The organism is Aurantimonas endophytica, assembly GCF_014196845.1.
GTDB classification, from domain to species: domain Bacteria; phylum Pseudomonadota; class Alphaproteobacteria; order Rhizobiales; family Rhizobiaceae; genus Aurantimonas; species Aurantimonas endophytica.
On sequence record NZ_JACIEM010000004.1, the window covers coordinates 41,868 to 61,267 of the forward strand.

18 protein-coding genes, 1 tRNA gene and 2 pseudogenes are annotated in these 19,400 nt (G+C 66.4%); 11 read left to right on the forward strand and 10 right to left on the reverse strand.

Annotated features, from left to right (window positions below; all coding sequences use genetic code 11):
* Positions 1-392: 392 nt before the first annotated feature.
* Positions 393-476 (forward strand): annotated as a pseudogene (locus tag GGR03_RS14620) (cold-shock protein); the annotation flags it as partial.
* A gap of 28 nt (positions 477-504) precedes the next feature.
* Here GGR03_RS14620 and GGR03_RS14625 read toward each other — a convergent pair.
* From GGR03_RS14625 to GGR03_RS14640, 4 genes and pseudogenes are all read right to left on the reverse strand, one after another.
* On the reverse strand, positions 505-852 hold the full coding sequence (locus GGR03_RS14625) for a hypothetical protein (protein ID WP_183209347.1): 348 nt from the start codon (positions 850-852) through the stop codon (positions 505-507).
* Between the two features lie 179 nt (positions 853-1,031).
* Positions 1,032-1,376, reverse strand: coding sequence for a hypothetical protein (locus GGR03_RS14630; RefSeq protein ID WP_183209349.1), 345 nt, complete (start codon positions 1,374-1,376; stop codon positions 1,032-1,034).
* A 295-nt stretch (positions 1,377-1,671) separates the two neighbouring features.
* Positions 1,672-1,995: pseudogene (locus tag GGR03_RS14635) on the reverse strand (integrase core domain-containing protein); the annotation flags it as partial.
* A 398-nt stretch (positions 1,996-2,393) separates the two neighbouring features.
* Positions 2,394-2,469, reverse strand: a tRNA-Thr gene (locus GGR03_RS14640).
* A 265-nt stretch (positions 2,470-2,734) separates the two neighbouring features.
* Between GGR03_RS14640 and GGR03_RS14645 the strand changes: the two genes are divergently transcribed.
* From GGR03_RS14645 to GGR03_RS14655, 3 genes are all read left to right on the forward strand, one after another.
* Positions 2,735-3,541 (forward strand): exonuclease domain-containing protein, encoded by an 807-nt coding sequence (locus tag GGR03_RS14645; protein WP_183209351.1) that lies wholly within the window; start codon positions 2,735-2,737, stop codon positions 3,539-3,541.
* 67 nt (positions 3,542-3,608) lie between these two features.
* On the forward strand, positions 3,609-5,273 hold the full coding sequence (locus tag GGR03_RS14650; protein WP_183209353.1) for a cisplatin damage response ATP-dependent DNA ligase: 1,665 nt from the start codon (positions 3,609-3,611) through the stop codon (positions 5,271-5,273).
* Positions 5,274-5,345: 72 nt separating this feature from the next.
* Positions 5,346-5,615 (forward strand): DUF6460 domain-containing protein, encoded by a 270-nt coding sequence (locus GGR03_RS14655; RefSeq protein ID WP_183209355.1) that lies wholly within the window; start codon positions 5,346-5,348, stop codon positions 5,613-5,615.
* A gap of 85 nt (positions 5,616-5,700) precedes the next feature.
* Here the strand turns inward: GGR03_RS14655 and GGR03_RS14660 are convergent, their stop codons facing one another.
* Both GGR03_RS14660 and GGR03_RS14665 read right to left on the reverse strand, forming a co-directional pair.
* Positions 5,701-6,693 (reverse strand): hypothetical protein, encoded by a 993-nt coding sequence (locus GGR03_RS14660; protein ID WP_183209357.1) that lies wholly within the window; start codon positions 6,691-6,693, stop codon positions 5,701-5,703.
* A gap of 111 nt (positions 6,694-6,804) precedes the next feature.
* Positions 6,805-7,707 carry a histone deacetylase family protein gene (locus GGR03_RS14665; RefSeq protein ID WP_183209359.1) on the reverse strand — a complete coding sequence of 301 codons (903 nt, stop codon included), beginning with the start codon at positions 7,705-7,707 and terminating at the stop codon, positions 6,805-6,807.
* 109 nt (positions 7,708-7,816) lie between these two features.
* Between GGR03_RS14665 and GGR03_RS14670 the strand changes: the two genes are divergently transcribed.
* The 3 genes from GGR03_RS14670 (at position 7,817) to GGR03_RS14680 (ending at position 10,934) form a co-directional block, all read left to right on the forward strand.
* Positions 7,817-9,190, forward strand: coding sequence for an MATE family efflux transporter (locus tag GGR03_RS14670; protein WP_183210041.1), 1,374 nt, complete (start codon positions 7,817-7,819; stop codon positions 9,188-9,190).
* 198 nt (positions 9,191-9,388) lie between these two features.
* A complete protein-coding gene (locus tag GGR03_RS14675) occupies positions 9,389-10,465 on the forward strand; it encodes a histidine kinase dimerization/phosphoacceptor domain -containing protein (RefSeq protein ID WP_246368045.1) in 1,077 nt (358 codons plus the stop codon).
* Between the two features lie 22 nt (positions 10,466-10,487).
* Complete coding sequence (locus GGR03_RS14680) at positions 10,488-10,934, forward strand: response regulator (protein WP_183209363.1); 447 nt, start codon at positions 10,488-10,490, stop codon at positions 10,932-10,934.
* Between the two features lie 24 nt (positions 10,935-10,958).
* Here GGR03_RS14680 and GGR03_RS14685 read toward each other — a convergent pair whose 3' ends face one another.
* Together GGR03_RS14685 and GGR03_RS14690 are read right to left on the reverse strand one after the other, a co-directional pair.
* A complete protein-coding gene (locus tag GGR03_RS14685; protein ID WP_183209366.1) occupies positions 10,959-12,062 on the reverse strand; it encodes a quinone-dependent dihydroorotate dehydrogenase in 1,104 nt (367 codons plus the stop codon).
* Positions 12,059-12,406 carry a DUF952 domain-containing protein gene (locus GGR03_RS14690; protein WP_183209368.1) on the reverse strand — a complete coding sequence of 116 codons (348 nt, stop codon included), beginning with the start codon at positions 12,404-12,406 and terminating at the stop codon, positions 12,059-12,061. The genes GGR03_RS14685 and GGR03_RS14690 overlap by 4 nt, the downstream gene beginning before the upstream one ends.
* A gap of 124 nt (positions 12,407-12,530) precedes the next feature.
* On the opposite strand from GGR03_RS14690, the gene GGR03_RS14695 reads away from it, so the two are divergent.
* Complete coding sequence (locus GGR03_RS14695) at positions 12,531-12,953, forward strand: hypothetical protein (protein WP_183209370.1); 423 nt, start codon at positions 12,531-12,533, stop codon at positions 12,951-12,953.
* A 7-nt stretch (positions 12,954-12,960) separates the two neighbouring features.
* Here the strand turns inward: GGR03_RS14695 and GGR03_RS14700 are convergent, their stop codons facing one another.
* Positions 12,961-13,941, reverse strand: coding sequence for an alpha/beta hydrolase (locus GGR03_RS14700; protein ID WP_183209371.1), 981 nt, complete (start codon positions 13,939-13,941; stop codon positions 12,961-12,963).
* A 103-nt stretch (positions 13,942-14,044) separates the two neighbouring features.
* Between GGR03_RS14700 and GGR03_RS14705 the strand changes: the two genes are divergently transcribed.
* A complete protein-coding gene (locus tag GGR03_RS14705) occupies positions 14,045-14,488 on the forward strand; it encodes a secondary thiamine-phosphate synthase enzyme YjbQ (protein WP_183209372.1) in 444 nt (147 codons plus the stop codon).
* Positions 14,489-14,542: 54 nt separating this feature from the next.
* Entirely contained in the window at positions 14,543-15,241 is a 699-nt protein-coding gene (locus tag GGR03_RS14710; RefSeq protein WP_246368046.1) for a response regulator transcription factor, read from the forward strand.
* A gap of 24 nt (positions 15,242-15,265) precedes the next feature.
* On the opposite strand, the gene GGR03_RS14715 is transcribed toward GGR03_RS14710, so the two are convergent.
* The gene (locus GGR03_RS14715; RefSeq protein ID WP_183209373.1) at positions 15,266-18,730 is read right to left on the reverse strand and encodes an ATP-binding protein; all 3,465 of its coding nucleotides are present in this window, start codon (positions 18,728-18,730) and stop codon (positions 15,266-15,268) included.
* A gap of 165 nt (positions 18,731-18,895) precedes the next feature.
* Here GGR03_RS14715 and mscL point away from each other — a divergent pair, with 165 nt between their 5' ends.
* Positions 18,896-19,333, forward strand: a complete 438-nt coding sequence (mscL, locus tag GGR03_RS14720; protein ID WP_183209374.1) for a large conductance mechanosensitive channel protein MscL — start codon at positions 18,896-18,898, stop codon at positions 19,331-19,333.
* Positions 19,334-19,400: the final 67 nt, after the last annotated feature.

The following is a 19,400-nucleotide window of genomic DNA, read 5'->3' on the forward strand; positions in this document are numbered from 1 at the left end:
CTCGGCGAGGGTCGGGCAGGCGCTAAAGCGCGGAAGATGCAGGTGTTTCCGGTTCCATACTTTTCGGGCTCGGTACAGAGTCTCGGAGAATATTCGGAGGAGAGAGAGCCTGGAAGGCTCTTACGGCCAACGCGCAGTCAATAGGTTTCGAGCCAGAGCCTGTGGATCAGGGCCTGTACTCACAGCCCTCGCGCATCAGAGGACGTTCGACTGTGAGTTGATGGCGGAGGGAGACGCCCTAATGTCGAACCTTCTCCTATTCGCTATAAGGCATCGCCTCACGGGTCTGCTTCCGTGGCACACAGCAAATGCATCGCGGACGATTGCCAATATTCGAAGTGCCGTCCCCTCGGTTTGGACAATATCGTCCACGATCACTTGCGACAGGGTCTATGGCAACAGGTACGGTTAAATTCTTCAACGCCGATAAGGGCTTCGGCTTCATCACCCCAGATCATGGCGGGAAAGATGTGTGGGCGTTGTCTATCCCCTAATCTGAACTGATCAATCATATCGCTTCTTGGGTTCGTCTAGGTCGATCACCCACGGCAACGCCATCAGCATCATCGCGTACAAGCCCGCCAAACCCACGACAATCATCACGATGTTCAAGAGGTCTCTGCTGGGCTCCACAAACGCGGCAACCCGTTCGGGGTGCAGTTGAAACTCCTCAATTAGCGCCAGTGTGAGGGAGTCTCGGCCTTCTCTCCACGCCAGCATGAGGAAGTTCAGCAGCACAGAGAGGATACCCAGCCGCCATCCGAAACGCTCGTAGGACACCGGGTGCTTGTAGGCGAGGAATGCCAGAGCCGAAGCCGCAGAAAGCGTGAAAGTCCAAAGCGCAGTTTCCATTTCTATGCGGCTCCTCGTTCGGGTCTACTATAAGGTGATTCCCTCGCTAGGGATCAGAACCAAAATAGGGCGCAGCGCCTTGCGAAAATCGCACTCTCTTAGAACCAAAAAAGCCAGCCAGTTTGCATAAGTTCAAGTTTTCAGCGTCCTGCGAAAGTCTTGGCTGATCTCTAGAGGTTTCACTCCCGCCGCTTGGGTTCGTCCAAGTCGATCACCAGGGGGAGGAACGTCAGCAGCATCAGGTAGAGCGCAACTGCACCGATCACCGTGCTGAGATTGCCCGACGATTCCAAGAGAGGTTCCAAAACCTGCGCGGCCCGTTCCGTGTCCAGTTGGAATTCCTCGATCATCATGTTGGTGCCCAATTTCACGCCCTCCTTCCAGATCAGCGTGATCGCTCCCAGAACCCATAACAGTCCCGCGAGACGCCATCCAAACTTGACGTAGGATACCGGGTGTTTGTAGGCGAGAAATGCGAGAGCCGAGGCCCCCGAAACGGCGAAAGTCCAAAGCGCAGTTTCCAACAGCGATCTCCTTCAAGAAAACCCTGCGGCATTTGGTGATTCCTGTGAAGTCCTGCCCCTTTTCCACGCTTGCATTCGCCCGTTAGGGGAGAACTCCGGGGATTACTCGTACGCCAAAAAGGCCAGCCTCCCGGCCAGCCCCTTCGGTCATGCTGCGTTTTTGTTGTCCTGCAAATCTGCATTCATTGCGCGTTCAATTCGCCGGATGATCCTCTGTCGCGGAGCCCAAAACAGAGACGCCGTAGGGGAGCCCTCTGATGTGCTGGTCGGCCCCACCGGGTGGTCCGGGCAAATGTTAGGGCATGACAGGCCTTTGCGCCAAGGCTGGCGTGGCCGGTGATGCCGATCCGGATGGCGAAGCCGGCCATTGCACGACCTTGGGCGCCGGCGGGCGATAACCCGGCGACGAGTGCGGACGAACGGCGCTGTAATGGCGGCGCCAGCTTTCGATCACGACCGTCGCCTCGACGAGCGAGTAGAAGATCTCTCCATTCAGGAGTTCGTCCCGCAGCCGGGTGTTGAATCTCTCGCAGTAACCGTTCTCCTAGGGGCTGCCGGGCTCGATGAGCGCCGTCCTGGCGCCGACGGCGACGATCCATTCCCGCACTGCCTTGGCGATAATTGACAAGAGACAGACCGGACTTGCGATCGTGGCCGCCTTGATCCTGACGGCATGCCGGACAGGTGCGGACCGTCAAGCTGAGGTAGACGCGGCATTGGATGCTTAGGTGGCGGAGAGGAAGGGATTCGAACCGTCGATACGTGAAGTTGCCTTTAGAGCGTGTCCTCGAACACTCCGCCCCGTTTGGCCTTTTTCCCCCCGGACGATGCTTGATGCATATCGCTCTTTCCGAATGCCGCCACTTACCGCAGATGATGCATGGCAGAACGACACTCGGGGGATTTAACCCGCAATAACCGAAGAACCGACAGAGAACCCCCAGAGAACCCCACGGGGCTTCCCGTTTACGGTGTCAGCTGTGGCTAACTATAATTGATTGATCACAATGCGGGTTTTGGTGCCGCTTGCAGGACTCGAACCTGCGACCCCATCATTACGAATGATGTGCTCTACCACCTGAGCTAAAGCGGCCCGCGCATGGCTCTCGCCCGCGAACCGGGCTCTGATAGCCGCAATCGGCGCCGGGTTCAAGCGGCAATGGGCCGGCGAGACTGCGGGTGTTGCGGTCGGGCTAGCGACAGGGGGCCGAGACGGAGAGGGCATCGAATATTCTCCGCCGGTCTCTGCCAGTCCCGCCGGCCTCCGCCGGTCTTCGCCAGTTTCTGCTGGTCCCGCCGGCTCCCTGCGACGACGAGCGACTTGCACCGCAGCGCCACAAGCCCGATCTTCGCAGTCGATGTCCGACCTGTTCCCGCCCGCCCCGACGACACTCTCGCTGTTCGACGAACCGCTGCTGCCGGTCGTCCGGGTCATCGATACCGAGACGGCTGGCCAGAAGCTGTCCGAGGATGCGGTGATCGAGATCGGTTCGGTGGATATCGATCTTGCCACCCGCGCGATCTTCAACCCGATGCGCAGCTTCTGCGATCCCGGCGGCGCGGTGATCAATCCACATGCCCGGAAGGTCCACCGGATCACCGACGCGATGCTGATCGGCGCGCCGCCCTTCGCCGAGGCGCTGAAGCCTTTCGCCGGGGCGCCGATCTATGCCGCGCAGCGGGCCGAGTTCGACCGCTCGCGGCTTCGCCTGACAGGCCGCTGGCTGTGCACCCACAAGCTGGCCCTGCGGGCCTTTCCCGCGCTGCCGGCACACGGGCTCCAGAGCCTCGTCAAATATGTCCCGCTCGGTCTTGCCCCGGTGGCACCTCTCCTGGCGGGCGAGCATCCGCATCGCGCGCTCTATGACGCCGCCTGCACCGCGGTTCTGCTTAGCGTCATCACCGCGAAGCTGCTGCCGCGCTGTGCCGACGTCGCCGATTTCCTCGAGCGGGCCGAGAGGGTGTCGCGCGAGCCGGCGCTGCTCGCACGGTTCCGCTTCGGCCGCTACAAGGGCGTCGATCTAGCGCGTGTGCCGGACGCCTATCTGGAATGGCTGCTGCGCGAGCCGGGCATGGACGCCGATACGCTGTTCACCGCCCGCCACCATCTGCGCCACCGGGGCATTCGCGGCACCCGCGTCCTGCCCGCAGCCGCGACCGGGTAGAGCCGACCGGTGACCGCAAGCCGCGCCGCGCTATCTGTGCGGGCGATCTCACTGCTAGCGGTTGGACATGCAGCGTTTCGCCGAACTTCTCGACCGACTGGTGCTGACGCCTGCGCGCAACGGCAAGCTGCGGCTGCTGCGGGATTTCTTCGCGGCTGTGCCGGATCCCGAGCGCGGATACGCGCTGGCGGCGATCACCGGCGGGCTCGACATATCGAGCGTCAAGCCGGCGATGCTGCGCGGGTTGATCGCCGAGCGCATGGACGAGGTGCTGTTCGGCTATTCCTACGACTATGTCGGTGATCTCGCCGAGACGATCGCGCTGGTCTGGCCCGCGCCGCATGACGGGGTCCGCGCGGCTGTCGAGCCACCGACCCTGTCGGAGGTGGTCGGTGCGCTCGGCGAAGCGACCCGCCAGCAGGGCCCGCTTTTGGTCGCCGCGTGGCTCGACCGGCTGGATTCCTCCGGGCGCTACGCCCTCCTGAAGCTGGTCACCGGCGCCATGCGCATCGGCGTGTCGGCCCGCCTCGCCAAGCAGGCGCTGGCGGATTTCGGCGGCCAGGACGTCGCCGCCATCGAGGAGCTCTGGCACGGGCTCGAGCCGCCCTACGAGCCGCTCTTCGCCTGGCTGGAAGGGCGCGCGGAGAGGCCGGAATCGGCGGCGGCCTCGCCGTTTCGCCCGGTCATGCTGTCGCACGCGCTGGAAGCGCCGGACTACACCAGGATCGAGCCGGACGCCTACGCCGCCGAATGGAAGTGGGACGGCATCCGCGTCCAGGCGACCGCCGAGCGCGGCGTGCGGCGGCTCTATTCGCGCACCGGCGACGACATTTCCGGCGCCTTCCCGGACCTCGTCGACTTCATGACCTATGATGGCGCGCTGGACGGTGAGCTGCTCGTCGCCCGGCCGGCCGACGCCAAGTCGGGCAGGCCGCAGGTCGCTGCCCATCCCGGCGCGCCGCGCGACGACATCGTCGTCGGCACGTTCTCCGACCTGCAGCAGCGGCTGAACCGCAAGGCCGTCTCCGCCGCAGTGCTGAAGCGCTATCCGGTCTTCCTGCGTGCCTACGATCTGCTGCAGGACGGCAGCGAGGACCTGCGCGGCCTTGCCTTCGCCGAACGACGCAAGCGGCTGGAGCGCTTCCTCGTCGGCCTCGACCCGTCGCGCTTCGACCTTTCGCCGCTGGTGCCGTTCCAGCAGTTCGACGACCTCGCCCCCCTGCGCGCCGAGCCGCCGCATCCGGTGATCGAGGGGCTGATGCTGAAGCGCTGGGATTCGACCTATGTCCCCGGCCGGCCAAAGGGGCCGTGGTTCAAGTGGAAGAAGGATCCCCGCCTCGTCGACGCCGTGCTGATGTACGCCCAGCGCGGGCACGGCAAGCGCTCGAGCTACTATTCCGACTACACGTTCGGCGTCTGGACCGGGCCGGAGGACGATCTGGAACTGGTGCCGGTCGGCAAGGCCTATTTCGGCTTCACCGACGAGGAGTTGAAGCAGCTCGACAAATATGTCCGCGACAACACGGTGGAGCGTTTCGGCCCGGTCCGCTCGGTGCGCGCCGAGCCGGACCACGGGCTGGTCATCGAGGTAGCGTTCGAGGGACTGGCCCGCTCCACCCGCCACAAATCCGGCGTCGCCATGCGCTTTCCGCGGGTTTCGCGGCTGCGGTGGGACAAGCCGGCCTTCGAGGCCGACCGGCTGGAAACCCTGCAGGCGATGCTGCCCGAATAGGCCGGCTTCTTGCGCCGCGACGCCCGCCCGCCTACCTGCCCGCCAGGGGACGCGCAGCGCGAGAGGCGGATCATGTCGGAACGGGTCAACAATTTCCTGGGGGGATCGCCGCTCGGCGTCGCGATCCGCCTGGTTCTGCTGTCCATTGCTGTGGGGCTGATCCTCTCGTGGTTCTCCTTCAGCCCGTGGGACGTGGTCGACTGGTTCGTCGACATGTTCGACTGGCTGTGGAACAGCGTCTTCGGTTCGCTCGACCGGGCCTTCGACTACTTCCTGCTCGGGGCAGCGATCGTCATTCCGCTGTTCATCATTTCGCGGCTGTTCAGCATGGGCCGCCGCTGAGGCAAGGGCGCCGGTACCCGCCCGACGACCATCTCCGCCGGGCATGAGGGCGCATGCCAAGACGAACCGTATTGTCCTGATCGGATCAGCCCGGTTGTAGGATCTGGCCGCCCTGGTCGTTCGCTGCGGTGTTGCGAGCGTCAGCCTGCTTCTTCTTCAGTTCCGTTGCCGCGACGGCCGTCGCGATTTGCGCCTTGAGGTCGCTCGGCTGAGGCTGCAGATCGTCAGCGGGAAAATTCTTGCTCAGGAGATCGGGCAGCAGCCTTTCCAGGAAGCCCGCGGCAAATCCCAGGATCATCGCCAGCCGCCAGTCCAGCGGCACATCCGGGGCGGTGGGCTCGATGCCCGTGATGGCGGCCAGGCTGACCAGCCCTGACGTCAGGAGGAGCAGCAGTGCGCCCGCGGAGAGAATGCCGATGGCGACACGAAGCCCGCTGTCGACGTAGTTCGGGATGGAAGAGACTTCCGGGGAGAGAGCACGCGTTCGTATGCCGATGGCCATCGATAGATACGCGCCGAGAGCGCCGCCTGCCATGGCGAACGTCACGTCCCGATCGTTGCCCACTGTCGTCAGCGCGAGAAGGACGCCGGCGACCGGCAGGGCCATCAGCGTGGCGGCCGGAATGAACGAGATGCGGCTGTTGCGCGCCCGTTCCTCGACCGCCTTCTGAATGGCGTCCTCGAGAACGGAAATCGCCAGCGTCGTCTGATCTAGGAGGCCAAGGCGCAGCGCGACGGCTATCTGCCGATGGTACTTGGCGGCCGGGCTCCCCTGCTCCTCGGCGAAGTACTCCAGCTTTTCCCGATAGGGTTGCAGCGCGCCGATCTTCTCATTCTGCTGCCTAGCCAGCGCCGCGTCGTCGGAGAATTGCACTTGTATCCGGTTGTCGGCCGAGTAGATCGCGAAATCCGAAAATTTGGCGAAAACCTCTTTGATGAGGCGCCCTGAACTGTCTATTTCGCCGACGACGATATCCGAGATCTTGAAATCGCGTGGGGACGCCGGCGAAGATGCGCCATCCTTTCCGGTAGCCCTCGGGTCCGGCGAAATAGATTGAGCTGAAGACTGAGCATCCATCGCAACGTTTCCGTTCTGCGGGTTCGGCGCTTCAGGCGTTCGATGGCAAGTAATTATCTCAAATCCAAGACCATAATATTATCTATATCACGTTAGGGCAACTGACGATCGTCAAATAAACTCCCCCGCCACCCGGTGCACGATCGTATGCCGTCGCGCGAGGGCGTCGATGTCGCGCGAGTAGCCGCCGCCGATGACGGCGGCCACTGGCACCGCGCGGTCGCGGAAGAAGCCTATGACGGTGCGGTCGCGCTCGGCGAGGCCCTGGTCGGTGAGCGAAAGGCGTCCCAGCCGGTCGTCTTCATGCGGGTCGACCCCGGCATTGTAGAAGACCAGGTCCGGACGGGCGGCTTCGAAGGCGGTGTGCAGCGCCGCCCATAGCGCCGCCAGATAGGCCGCGTCGCCGGTGCCGTCGGGGAGCGCCACGTCCCAGTCCGACTGCGCCTTCACCGCCGGATAGTTCTTCGCCCCGTGCAGCGACAGCGTGAACACGCGCGGCTCGCGCTCGAAGATCCGCGCCGTGCCGTCGCCCTGATGAACGTCGCAGTCGACGACCAGGATGCGGCCAATATCGCCCTCGTCGAGCAGCCCGGCCGCGGCGACGGCGACGTCGTTGAACACCGAGAAGCCCGCGCCGCCCTCGTGCCCGGCGTGGTGGCTGCCGCCGGCGGTGTTGCAGGCGAGGCCCCCGGCGAGTGCCAGGCGGGCGGTCAGCACCGTGCCCCCCGTCGCGCAGCGCGAGCGCCGGGCGACCTTCTCGTCCACCACGAAGCCGATCGCCTTCTCGATCGCCGCCGGCACGGTCTGGCTGAGCACCTGGTCGACATAGAGCGGATCGTGGGCCAGCCGCAGCCACTCGGGCGACGCGGGCGCCGGGACATGGAACCCGCCGGCGGCAACGATCCCGTCCTCGACGAGGATCTCCGCCAGCCGGCTGAATTTCGACATGGGAAAGCGGTGGCCGGGGTCGAATTTCGCGTCGAAGGCGGGGTGATGGATGATCGGAACGCTCATGCATCGCCAAGATAGGACGCGGCAGCCGGCTTCGCAGCTTTAGCTTGCACGGCCGAAGCCGTGATGGCACCGAGAATCCATGCGGCGCGAGGCGGACCATCCAGAACCCATGGCAATAGCGGCGGCGCCGGATAGTGCCGCGCTGCGCGTGCGCCCGTTCACGGTCGGCCATCGCGACGTCTGGCGGATCACCCTGCCGATGACGCTGGCCTTCCTGACGACGCCGCTCCTCGGCCTCACCGACACGGCGGTAGTCGGACGGATCGGCGACGCCGAGGCCCTTGGCGGCCTGGCGGTCGGCGCGCTGGTCTTCGACTTCGCCTTTTCGACCTGCAACTTCTTGCGCACGGGCACGACCGGACTCACCGCCCAGGCGGTCGGTGCCGAGGACGGACGGGAGGTCCAGGCGGTGTTCTGGCGCGCCATCGCGCTCGCCGTCGTCATCGGCCTGGTACTGGTGCTGGCTGAGCCGCTAATCACGGCGCTCGGCCTGCTCGCCATCTCGCCCGGCGAGGGCGTCGCCGAGACGGTGCGGACCTACGTCTTCGTGCGGATGTTCTCGGCCCCCTTCGCCCTCGTCAACTACGCCATTCTCGGCCATGTGCTGGGGCGGGGCCGGGGCGGCCTCGGGCTCGGGCTCCAGATCGTCGTCAACGGCACCAACATCGTCCTCTCCATCCTGTTCGGCCTGGTGCTCGAAGGGGGCATTGCCGGGGTCGCCCTTGGAACCGTGTGCGGCGAGGCGTTGGGAGCGCTCGTCGGGCTGTGGATCCTCATCCGGGGCTTCGACCGGCGGGAACAGCCATCGCGGCAGGCGATCATGGACCGGCACGGCTTCCTGCGGATGGTCGCGGTCAATCGCGACATCATGATCCGCTCCTTCTGCCTGCTCGGGGCTTTCGTGCTGTTCACCCGGATTGGGGCGCAGCTTGGCGCCGTGGTTCTTGCGGCCAACGGCATCCTGATGAACCTCTTTCTGGTGGGCGGCTACTTCCTCGACGGCATGGCGACCGCGGCCGAGCAGCTCGTCGGCCGCTCGGTCGGCGCCCGCTATCGCCCGGCTTTCGACCAGGCCGTGCGCCTGACGATCGGCTGGGGCCTCGGCCTGTCGCTGCTGCTGTCCGCGCTCTTCTTCGTGACGGGGGAGGCGCTCGTCGCCTTCCTCACCACCGACGCGGCGGTGCGCGAAGCGGCCGGGACCTATCTCGCCTGGGCGGCGCTAACCCCGCTGGCCGGCGCACTCGCCTTCATCATGGACGGTGTCTTCATCGGTGCGACGTGGTCGCGCACGATGCGCGACATGATGCTGGTATCCGTCGCGATCTTCGCCCTTGCCGCCTACGGCTTCACCGGCCTGTACGGCAATCACGGGCTCTGGCTGGCGATGCTGCTCTTTCTCGGCTTGCGCGGCTTCAGCCTGCTGGCGCTGTTGCCGCGGCGGCGCGCCCAGAGCTTCGCATCGGTGCCGAGCGACCCGCGCTGAGGTGCCTCCCGCTGCTTCAGCCAGATCGTTGCGACCACCGACCTGCATCCGGCCAGCTACAGAGCTCTTGGGAACAGAATCTCAAGCCTTCACGTTAGTCGACGGCGATAAACGAAGCGCAGCTCGAAGAATTCCGTCCGGATCATCCCGGCTCACTCCAGCGGTCCCAGAGGCATGAAACAGCGTGACGATTGGCATTTGACCGAGATCATCGGTCATGAACTTGGACGTGGAGATCCCTTCGCGGCCGCCATTCGCGGCACGCGTATGTCGATGATCATCACCGACCCGCGGCGGGACGATAATCCGATCGTCTTCGCCAACCAGGCATTCCAGGACCTGACGGGCTATGACCGCCACGAGATCATCGGTCGCAACTGTCGCTTTCTTCAGGGCGCAGAGACCGACAAGTCCGCCATCGACGAGGTCCGGCAGGCGATCGCCGCCGAGCGGTCGATCAATGTCGATCTCCTGAACTACCGCAAGGACGGGACCGCCTTCTGGAATTCCCTTTACGTCAGTCCGGTCCGCGGAGACGATGGCGACGTCCAGTTCTTCTTCGCCTCGCAACTCGACATGACGCACCGGGTGGAGACCGAGAAGGCTCTGGCGCGCCAGAAGGAAATCGTCGAGGCCGAAGTCCACGCGCGCACCCTGGATCTGCAGGCGGCACTGGAAGCCAAGACGCTGCTGCTCCACGAGGTCGACCACCGCGTCAAGAACAACCTGACGATGATCGGCTCGCTGCTGCGCCTGCAGTCGCGCTCATTGCCGGATGCGCAATTCCGCCAGACCCTCGAGACCATGCTGGAGCGGGTGGACGCGCTCGCCGCCGTCCACCGCCGGCTCTACCAGAATGGCGACATCACGCGTTTCGACATCGGTGCGTTTGCCGAGAGCCTCGCCGAGGACGTGATTGGCGCGAGCGGTCGCCCTGACATTGTGCTCAAGAGCGATTGCGAGCCGGTTCAGATCGCCGCCGACCAGGCGGCGCCCGTGGGGCTGATCCTGAACGAGCTGATCACCAATGCGGTCAAGCATGCCTATGGCGACGGCAGGGGCGGCGAACTCTCCCTCGGCGTGCGCCAGATCGACGGCCATGCACTGATCGACCTGCGCGACGATGGCCCGGGGTTCGACGCGGACAACGCGTTCGACGGCTCCGTCGGCCGCTCCCTCGTTGCGCGGCTGTCCCGGCAGATCGGGGCGGAAACAAAATGGAAAGGGGCAGCGTCCGGCACGCATGTCTCGATCCGCTTTCCGGTGGCTTCGTGACCGGCAACCAAGGATCAGACTGATGCGTACCCCGCCCCTGAAGTTCCTGATCGTCGAGGACGAAGCGCTCCTCGCGATGGACATAGAGGCCATGATCGAGGACGCCGGCCACGAGGTTGGCGGCGAAGCTAGCTGCCTGCGCCTGCTGCAGGCTCTTCCCGTGGATGTGCAGCCCGACATCGCCTTCGTGGACGTGCATCTTGCCGAGGGCTCCAGTGGCCTCGACGCCTGCACCTACATCCGCCAGACTTGGCCTGATGCGTTCGTCGTGTTCATTACCGGCAATCCGCGCAAGGTGCCGGAGGACTTTGCCGGCGGCCATGGCATCCTGCCGAAGCCTTTCGTGCGCAGCGACGTCCTGCGCATCATGCGGTATCTGGAAGAGGGCGTCTGCGATCCTCCGCCGGTATCGCGCCCGCCCGCCAGCTTTATGCCTGCGCCAAAGCTGGCTGGAGTCTGGGCCGCCTGAACAGGGGCTTTACCCACGCATGGTTCAGCCTGCGCCGGGCGGCGGCGATGCAAGGATTTCGTCCACCCGTGTATCCCTGATATCCGCGATGTGGCTCGTTCCGGTGCGCTCCAGATGCCGCAGCATGCCGGTAAGAATACGGGCCGGAAGTTCAGGTCCGCCATAGACGAGGCCGGTGTAGAGCTGCACCAGATCGGCGCCTGCCTCGATCTTGCGAACGGCAGTGGCAGCGCTGTCGACGCCGCCGACGCCGATCAGCGGGAAGTCCGCGCCGAGGGCCTTGCGGAACTGCGCCAGAACATAGGTAGAGAGCGCCATCAGGGGGCGCCCCGACAGTCCCCCCGCCTCGTGCAAATGCGGGTCGGCGCCAAGGTCCGGCCGGGACAGCGTCGTGTTCGAGACGATCAGCCCGTCGACCTTGCGCTTTATCACCGCCGCAGCGATCTCTTCGACCTGACCCGGCGCGAGATCGGGCGCCACCTTGACGAAGAGCGGCTTGCGCGCCGTGGCCGAAAGCGCCGCGTAGCCGTCCCGCGCCGCGATCACCGCAACCAGCAGCCTGTCGAGCTCCGAGCCGCTCTGGAAGGCGCGCAGGCCCGGCGTGTTGGGCGAGGAGATGTTGATGGTCAAATAGCTCGCCAGCGCCTCGAAGCGGTTCACCCCTTCGACATAGTCGGCGACCCGGTCGTCGGAATCCTTGTTGGCCCCGACATTGACGCCGATGATGCCAAGCTTTCGGGCGCGCGCCTCCAGGCGCTCGGCCGCGTCGGCATGACCTTCGTTGTTGAAGCCGAGCCGGTTGATCACGGCGTGCTGCTTCTCCAGCCGGAAGATGCGCGGCTTGGGATTGCCCTCCTGGGGCTGCGGCGTCAGCGTCCCGACTTCCGCGAAGCCGAAGCCGAGCCTGAGGGCGGCATCCGGCACTTCGGCGTTCTTGTCGTAGCCCGCGGCGAGGCCCAGCGGATTGGGAAAGGCGATGCCGGCCACCTTGACGCGCAGCCGGTCGTCGACGGGAACGTTGACCCTCGGCACCAGCCCGCGCTTCAGCGCCGCCAGCGACAGCCCGTGCGCCCGCTCCGGGTCGAGCCGGAAGATCGCCGGCCGCGCCAGCTGGTAGAGGCGCTTCATTGCACCGTGCCGGGAAACTGGTGGTGCCCGTCCGGTGCGAGCGGCAGTTCCTCGCGCCACAGGACCGCGTCGAGCATCAGGGGCCCGTAGAGATGCGGAAACAAAGCCCCGCCGCGGGACGGCTCCCAGCGGAGCGCATCGCCCAGACGCTGCGGATCCACGGCCACGAGCACGAGGTCGCGCTGGCCGGCGAAGTGCCGTGCGGCGGTCTCGCGCACCTGCGCGCCGGTCGAGAAATGGATGAAGCCGTCGGCCGCGTCCACCGGGGCGCCGTCGAAGCGGCCACTGGCCTCGGCCGCCTGCCACAGAGGCAGCGGAACGATCTTGTAGATGGGCTCGTCCATGGCGGTGGGTTGCCAGAGGCGGCCCGAAACGTCAATCGGCCGGCGCCTTGAGACGGTCACGGCGGGCGCCTAGGACTCGCAGGTTCCAACTGCCCGCACCGGGCCAGGGATAAGGAAGCGCGCGATGATCCGCCTGATGTCTCTCACGGTCGCAGGCATCGCCCTGCTCGGCACTGCCGCCTCGGCGCAGGACGGACTGGCTGCCGGCCGATACCAGATGCAGCCGGTCGACGGAGGGATTGCCCGCCTCGACACGCAGACCGGTGCGATCGCCTTCTGCCGGTCCGAGGCCGGGACGATCGCCTGCGATGATACACCGCGCGGCTCCGGCAGCGGCGGCCAGGAGACGACGCGGCTGGATGCGCTGGAGAGACGGGTCGAGGCGCTGGAAGCGAGAGGGCGGGCGCTGGTCGACCGGGACGACGCCGACTACGCCGTCGAGCAGATGAAGAAGCTGTTCAGTGGCTTCGCCGACATCGTGCGGGATCTGGAGCGCGACGTGACACGCCCCGAGCCGGAAGAGGCGACGCCGCCGGACCGTACCTGACCGCGGCTCAGATCGGGGACGCCATCTTCCGCCGCAGGAACTCCTCCATCTTCGCCAGCGACTGGCGCCCCGCCTCGCAGGGGAACGACTCGAAGACATGCGCCCCGCCATTGGTCAGCGACAACTCCGCCTCGTTGCCGCAGGCCACCCAGCGCGACGCCATGAACAGCGTGTCGTCGATCAGGAGATCGCCGGTGCCGCAGCTGAACAGCGCCGGCGGCAGGCCCGCGAGGTCGGCATAAAGCGGCGACACCGCCGGGTCTTTGAGCGAGATATGGTCGGGCACGAAGCGCAGGACGAATTCCTTCACGTCCTCGGTGTTCAGCACCAGCCGCTCCGTCCCGAAGCGGCGCACGCTCGGCGTCAGCGAAAGATCGTAGCAGCCGGCGACGAGATTGGCGGCCTTGTAGGGCATCATCGAATATGTGTCGCGCAGCCGGATGAGCGTCAGTACGGCGAGATGCGCGCCGGCCGACTCGCCGCCGATCGCCAGCCAGCCGCGCGGCAGGTCGAGATGGCCGTTGGCGAGCGCCACGGCGACGTCGGTGCAGTCATCGGGGGCGGCGGGGAACGGATGCTCCGGGGCCAGCCGGTACTCGACCGAGGCGACGGTAAGTCCTGTCGTGTCGGCCAGTTGGCGGAGCCGCGGGTCGGATTCCTCGGCGCCGCCGAACACCCAGCCGCCGGCGTGGAAATGCAGGAACGTGCCGCGCGTCTGCCCGTCCGAGGGGCGCAGGACACGGATGTCGATCCGGCGCCCCGCCGAGCCGTAATGAACCAGAGTCTCCGCCGCCGCATCCTTCGGACCCATGACGAAGGTGCCGAACCCGGCCTTGCGCATTTCGCGGGTCTTTTCGACCGGCACCGACCATGTGTCCGGCCGCTTCTTGTGCTCGGCAATGATCCGCTGGTTCAGCGCGGTGAGTTCAGGATCCGTGAGTTCCGGATCGAACGCTGCCGGATCGATTGTCAGTTGCGCTTTGGCCATTGCCGATTCCCCTTTTGCAAACGACAAGCTAGGACGAAGGGCACGCGGGAGTAGGGCGAAAAGCGTGCCGTCGGCACGCTCCCGGCCCCGCGAAGGAGCGGCGATGCAGCAGCATATCGAGATCCTGACGATCGCGACGCCCGGCCGCGCGATGCTGGACATCAGCCGCCGCGTCGCCGAGCAGCTTCGCAGTGCCGGTGCGAAGGACGGGCTCGTCACGCTGTTCGTCCGCCACACCTCGGCGTCGCTGATCATCCAGGAAAATGCCGATCCCGACGTCCGGCATGATCTTCTCCTGGCGCTCGACCGGCTGGCTCCCGAGGACGCCGGCTACGTCCACACGATCGAGGGCCCGGACGACATGCCGGCGCACATCAAGGCGGCGCTGACCGCCACGAGCCTCGCCATTCCGGTCATGGACGGCCGGATGGTGCTCGGCACCTGGCAGGGTGTCTATCTCGTCGAGCACCGCGCGCGACCCCACAGCCGCGAGATCGTGCTGCATTTTGCCGGCAGCCTGCTTGCCTCGACGGAAGCACAAGCTTGATCCGCGGCCGCATAGTGTATTGAAGGGTCGTTCAAGGGGAGGAACGGCGATGACATGCTGGCGACGGGGCTGACCACGGCAGGGGAGGGGCGTGACATGGGCCATGTCTTCATCGTGGCGGACGATCATCCGCTGTTCCGCGGGGCGCTTCGCGAGATCCTGGCCTCGCTGCCCGAGCCGGGTACGATCATCGAGGCCGCCGATTTCGACGAGACCGCCCGGGCGCTGGCCGACAATCCCGAAGCCGATCTGCTGCTGCTCGATCTCGCCATGCCCGGCACCAGCGGGCTTTCCGGCCTCGCCTTGCTGCGCGCCGAGCACCCATCGGTCCCGATCGCCATCGTTTCCGGCAGCGAGGATGCGCCGATCGTCGCCCGGGCGCTGGACCTCGGCGCCTCGGGCTTCATCCCCAAATCCACCGGCTTCGACGAGATCCGCCGGGCGATCCAGACCCTCCTCGCCGGCGACGTCTGGCTGCCGCCGGACGTGCCGCTCGACGCCGAGCGCGATCCGGAAGTGACCCAGCTGATCCAGCGGATCCGCACGCTCACCCCGCAGCAGACAAGGGTCCTGACCATGCTCGGCCGGGGCCTCCTCAACAAGCAGATCGCCTACGAGCTCGGAATATCCGAGGCGACGATCAAGGCACATGTTTCGGCGGTCCTGCTCAAGCTCGGCGTCGACAGCCGCACCCAGGCGGTGATCCGGCTCTCCAAGCTCGGCATCGATCTCGATACCGGCTTCCTCGCCTGAGACCTCGTATTCCTGCGGCGATGCTTATTCGGCGGCTTCCCGACTTCCGCCGCGCCGCGCCATGGCGGCCCTCAGCGAGGCCGGCCGCAGCGGCTTGGTGAGGACGTCGACATCGACCGCCAGTGCCTCCTCCCGCAATTGCGGCGAGCGGTCCGCCGTCACCAGGATCGCCGGGAGGGCTGGGTCGAGCACCTTGCGCAGCAGCAGGATCGCCTCCAGGCCGGTGCCGAAGTCGAGATGGTAGTCGACCAGCGCGATGTCGGGGACGACGCCGCGCGCGGCCAAGGCCGCCGCCGCTTCCGTGCCGGTGGCGAAGGTGTCGACCCGGCAGCCCCAGCCGCTCAGGAGCGTCTGCATGCCGTCCCGGATCGACGCCTCGTTGTCGATGCACAGGACATGGGTTCCGCGCAGCGATACGCCGCCGGGCGCCGGCGCTGCCTCCGCCTCGGCGATCTCCACTGGCCGGGTGCGGGCCAAAGGCAGGCCCACGCGGAAGCGGGTGCCGCGGCCATGCTCGGACGTGGCGACGACCGGCAGGTCGAGCACGCGGGCGATCCGGTCCACCACCGAAAGGCCAAGGCCGAGTCCACGCGCGGTCCGGGTTCCTTCGTCGAGGCGCACGAATTCCTGGTAGATCGACTGGAGCTTGTCGGCCGGGATGCCAATGCCGCTGTCGGCGACCTCGATCTCGATACGGCGTTCGCCGCGGTGGCGTACGCCGACGACGACCTTGCCTTCCGGGGTGTATTTCACAGCGTTGGAGACGAGGTTCTGGATCAGCCGCCGCAGCAGATTGCGGTCGGACCGCACCGCGACACTGGTGCCGACGAAACGCAGGGACAGACCCCGCTCGTCGGCCAGCGGCCTAATGTCCGTCTCGATCTGGCGCAGCAGCGGTCCGAGCGGAAAATCCTCGATCTTCGCCTGCATCCCGCCTGCATCCAGCCGGGAGATGTCCAGCACGGCGCCGATGATCGCCTCCACCGCCTCGAGGGAGGACCCGATATTCGCCGCGATCTCGGTGCCGGGCAGGTTCTGGTGCCGCTCCTGCAGCGCGGAGACGTAGAGCCGCGCCGCGTTCAGCGGCTGCAGGATGTCGTGGCCGGCGGCAGCCAGGAAGCGCGTCTTGCCGAGATTGGCGGCATCCGCGGCGTACCGCGCCTTGCCCAGCTCGGCATTGGCGGTGAGAAGTTCCGCGGTGCGGCTGCGCACCCGCTCCTCCAGCGTCTCGTTCATCTCGCGCAGCGCGGCCGCCCGCCGCACCCGCTCGGTCATGTCGGACACGGTGGCGACGAGGCCGCCTTCCGGCATCGGATTGGCGCGGAATTCGAGCACCCGCCCGGACCGGATGAGGCTGATCTGCCGGAGCGCAGGCGGCCGCGTCAGGACCTCGAAGCTCGCCTGGTACTCGGCGCGGTCGATCTCGCCGGCCCCTAGAAGTTCCTCGAGGACGACGGTGAGCGGCGTGCCGATCTGGCCGAATTCCGGCGAGAGCCCCACCAGGTCGCGAAACTGCCGGTTCCAGAAGGTCAGCCGGTAGTCGGCATCGAAGATCGCCAGGCCCTGATCGACCTGCTCGAGCGCGATCCGCAGGAGGTCGCGATTGTACTGCAGCGCCTCGGACGCATCGTCCAGCAGGCGCAGTGCCGAAGGGCTCGACTTTGCGTGCCGCTGGAACAGCAGGGAGAGGACCAGCCGCGACGAGGCCGAGCCGATCGCCGAGGCCAGCAATTGCTCCGAGAATCGGATGGTGGCGCTGTCGGCCGGCGCGGTCTCGACGAGTTCACGCTCTTCGGTTTCGGCGAAGCGGGCGAGCGAGCGGTCCGTACGCTCGGGGCCGAGATACCGGGCGATCGTCGCGCGCAGCTCGCCGACGGTCACGCCCGCACGCGTCCTGCGCATGCCGGCGGTCGGTCCGGCATCCGTGGCGGTGAAGGTCGCGGCCTGGATACGCTCCAGCGGTTTCGACTGCCGGCTGAGCGAGCCGAGGATCAGGAAGGCGACATTCGCGGAGAGACTGACCAGGCAACCATAGAGCAGCGGGTCCATGGCCGGGCCAGGAGCCCCGATGCCGTCGAGGGATTCCGCCACGGCGGCGGGGCCGAAGATCGCCGGCAGCAGCAGCGTGTAGGCCCAGCCGATGATGCCGGCGCTGAGCCCCGCCATGGCGCCCCGGGCGTTGGCCCGCTTCCAGAATAGGCCGGCAAGGAAGGCCGGTGCCAGCTGGGCGATCGCCGCGAAGGAAAGCAGGCCGATCGAGGCGAGGCCGCTGCCCGTGCCGGCGAAGCGGTAGTAGCCATAGCCGAGGAACACCACGACGAGGATCGCCGAACGTCTGACATTGAGGATCAGGCGGGTCTCGTCACGCTTGGGATCGGTGCCGTGGCCGCGATGCTTCAGCAGCCGCGGCAGCACCAGATCGTTCGAGATCATGATCGACAGTGCGACGCTGGCGACGATGACCATGGCCGTCGCCGCGGAAAGCCCGCCGAGAAACGCGATCAGCGCCAGAGCGTCCTGTCCCTGCGACAGCGGCAGGGACAGGACGTAGAGATCGGCGTCGACGGTGGGCCCGAGCATCAGGACGCCGGCGGCGGCGATCGGCGCGACGAACAGGTTGATCAGGATCAGATAGAGCGGGAACAGCCAGCGCGCGCGGCGGATCTCCTCGCGCGTGCGGTTCTCCACCACGGTCATGTGGAACTGCCGCGGCAGCAGCAGGATGACCAGCGCGCTCAGGCCCATCGAGGCGAGGAAATGGCCGCCGATCCCGCCGTCGAAGGAGGCCGCGAAGTCCGGATGCGCCCGGGCCGCCTCGAACAGCGCGCGCGGCTCGAACAGGACGAAGGTAGCCCACACGCCGACGGCGAGAAACGCGCCCAGCTTCACCAGCGACTCCATCGCGACCGCCAGCACCAGCCCGTCCTGGTGCTCGGTGGCGTCGGCGTGGCGGGTGCCGAAGAGGATAGCGAATACGCCGAGCACCATCGTCACCAGCAGCGCGAGATCCGCGAACATCGGCGGCATCTCGGGGGTGGCGTTGTAATGCGTGACCAAGGCCGCGACGCTGGTGGAGATCGCCTTCAGCTGCAGCGAGATGTACGGCACGGTGCCGATGATGGCGATCACCGTCGCCAGCGCCGCCACCGAGGGGTTCTTGCCGTAGCGCGAGCCGATGAAATCGGCGACGGTGGTGATCCGCTCGGCCTTGGCGTGGCGCACCAGCCGCTCGATGAAGCGCGGCGCCAGCAGGAACACGAGGATCGGCCCGATATAGATCGCCAGGAACGAGAACCCGTCCCGGGCCGCGACGCCGACCGAGCCGAAGAACGTCCACGACGTGCAGTAGACCGCAAGGCTCAGCGCATAGACGCCGGGACGGCTGGTGCGCGCCGAGTGGCGGGTGGCGCGGCGGTCGCCCCACCATGCGACGGCGAAGAGCAGCAGCAGATAGGCGATGGCGGTGACGACGATGATACCGCTATGCACCGATGCCTCCCGACCGGCGGCGAGGATCGCCGCAGACGCATCGACAGAAACACCGGCGGCGTCGCAAGTCCAGTTTGCGCACGTCGGCGGCATTTGTTCGGGGACGCGGCGAGAGTATGATCGGCGAATCCCGCTTAAGTCGGGCCGCGTCAGGGAGTCGTGTCCATGCTGAAGGAGTTCAAGGAATTTGCCCTCAGGGGCAACATGGTGGACCTTGCCATCGGCATCATCATTGGCGCCGCCTTTTCCGGGCTGGTCAATTCCATCGTTAGCGACCTGTTCATGCCGGTGGTGGCGGTGATCACCGGCGGCGTCGACTTCTCGAACAAGTTCATCGCGCTGGGCAGCGGGGTGACGGCGAGCGATCTCGCGGGTGCGCGCGAGCAGGGGCCGGTGCTCGCCTACGGAAACTTCCTCACGCTGACGATCAACTTCCTGATCGTCGCCTTCATCCTGTTCCTCGTCGTCAAGGCAATGAACCGGCTGAAGCGCCAGGAGGAGGCGAAGCCTCCCGAGGTCTCCGAGGTGCCCCGGAACGAGAAGCTACTCGAGGAAATCCGTGACCTGATGGCCGTCGCGACCGAGCGCACGCCCCGCGTCTGACCGCCGGCCTTGCCGATCTCGATCCGGTCCCTGCCGGGGCTTGACTGAATCGGCCGGAAGGTCGAAG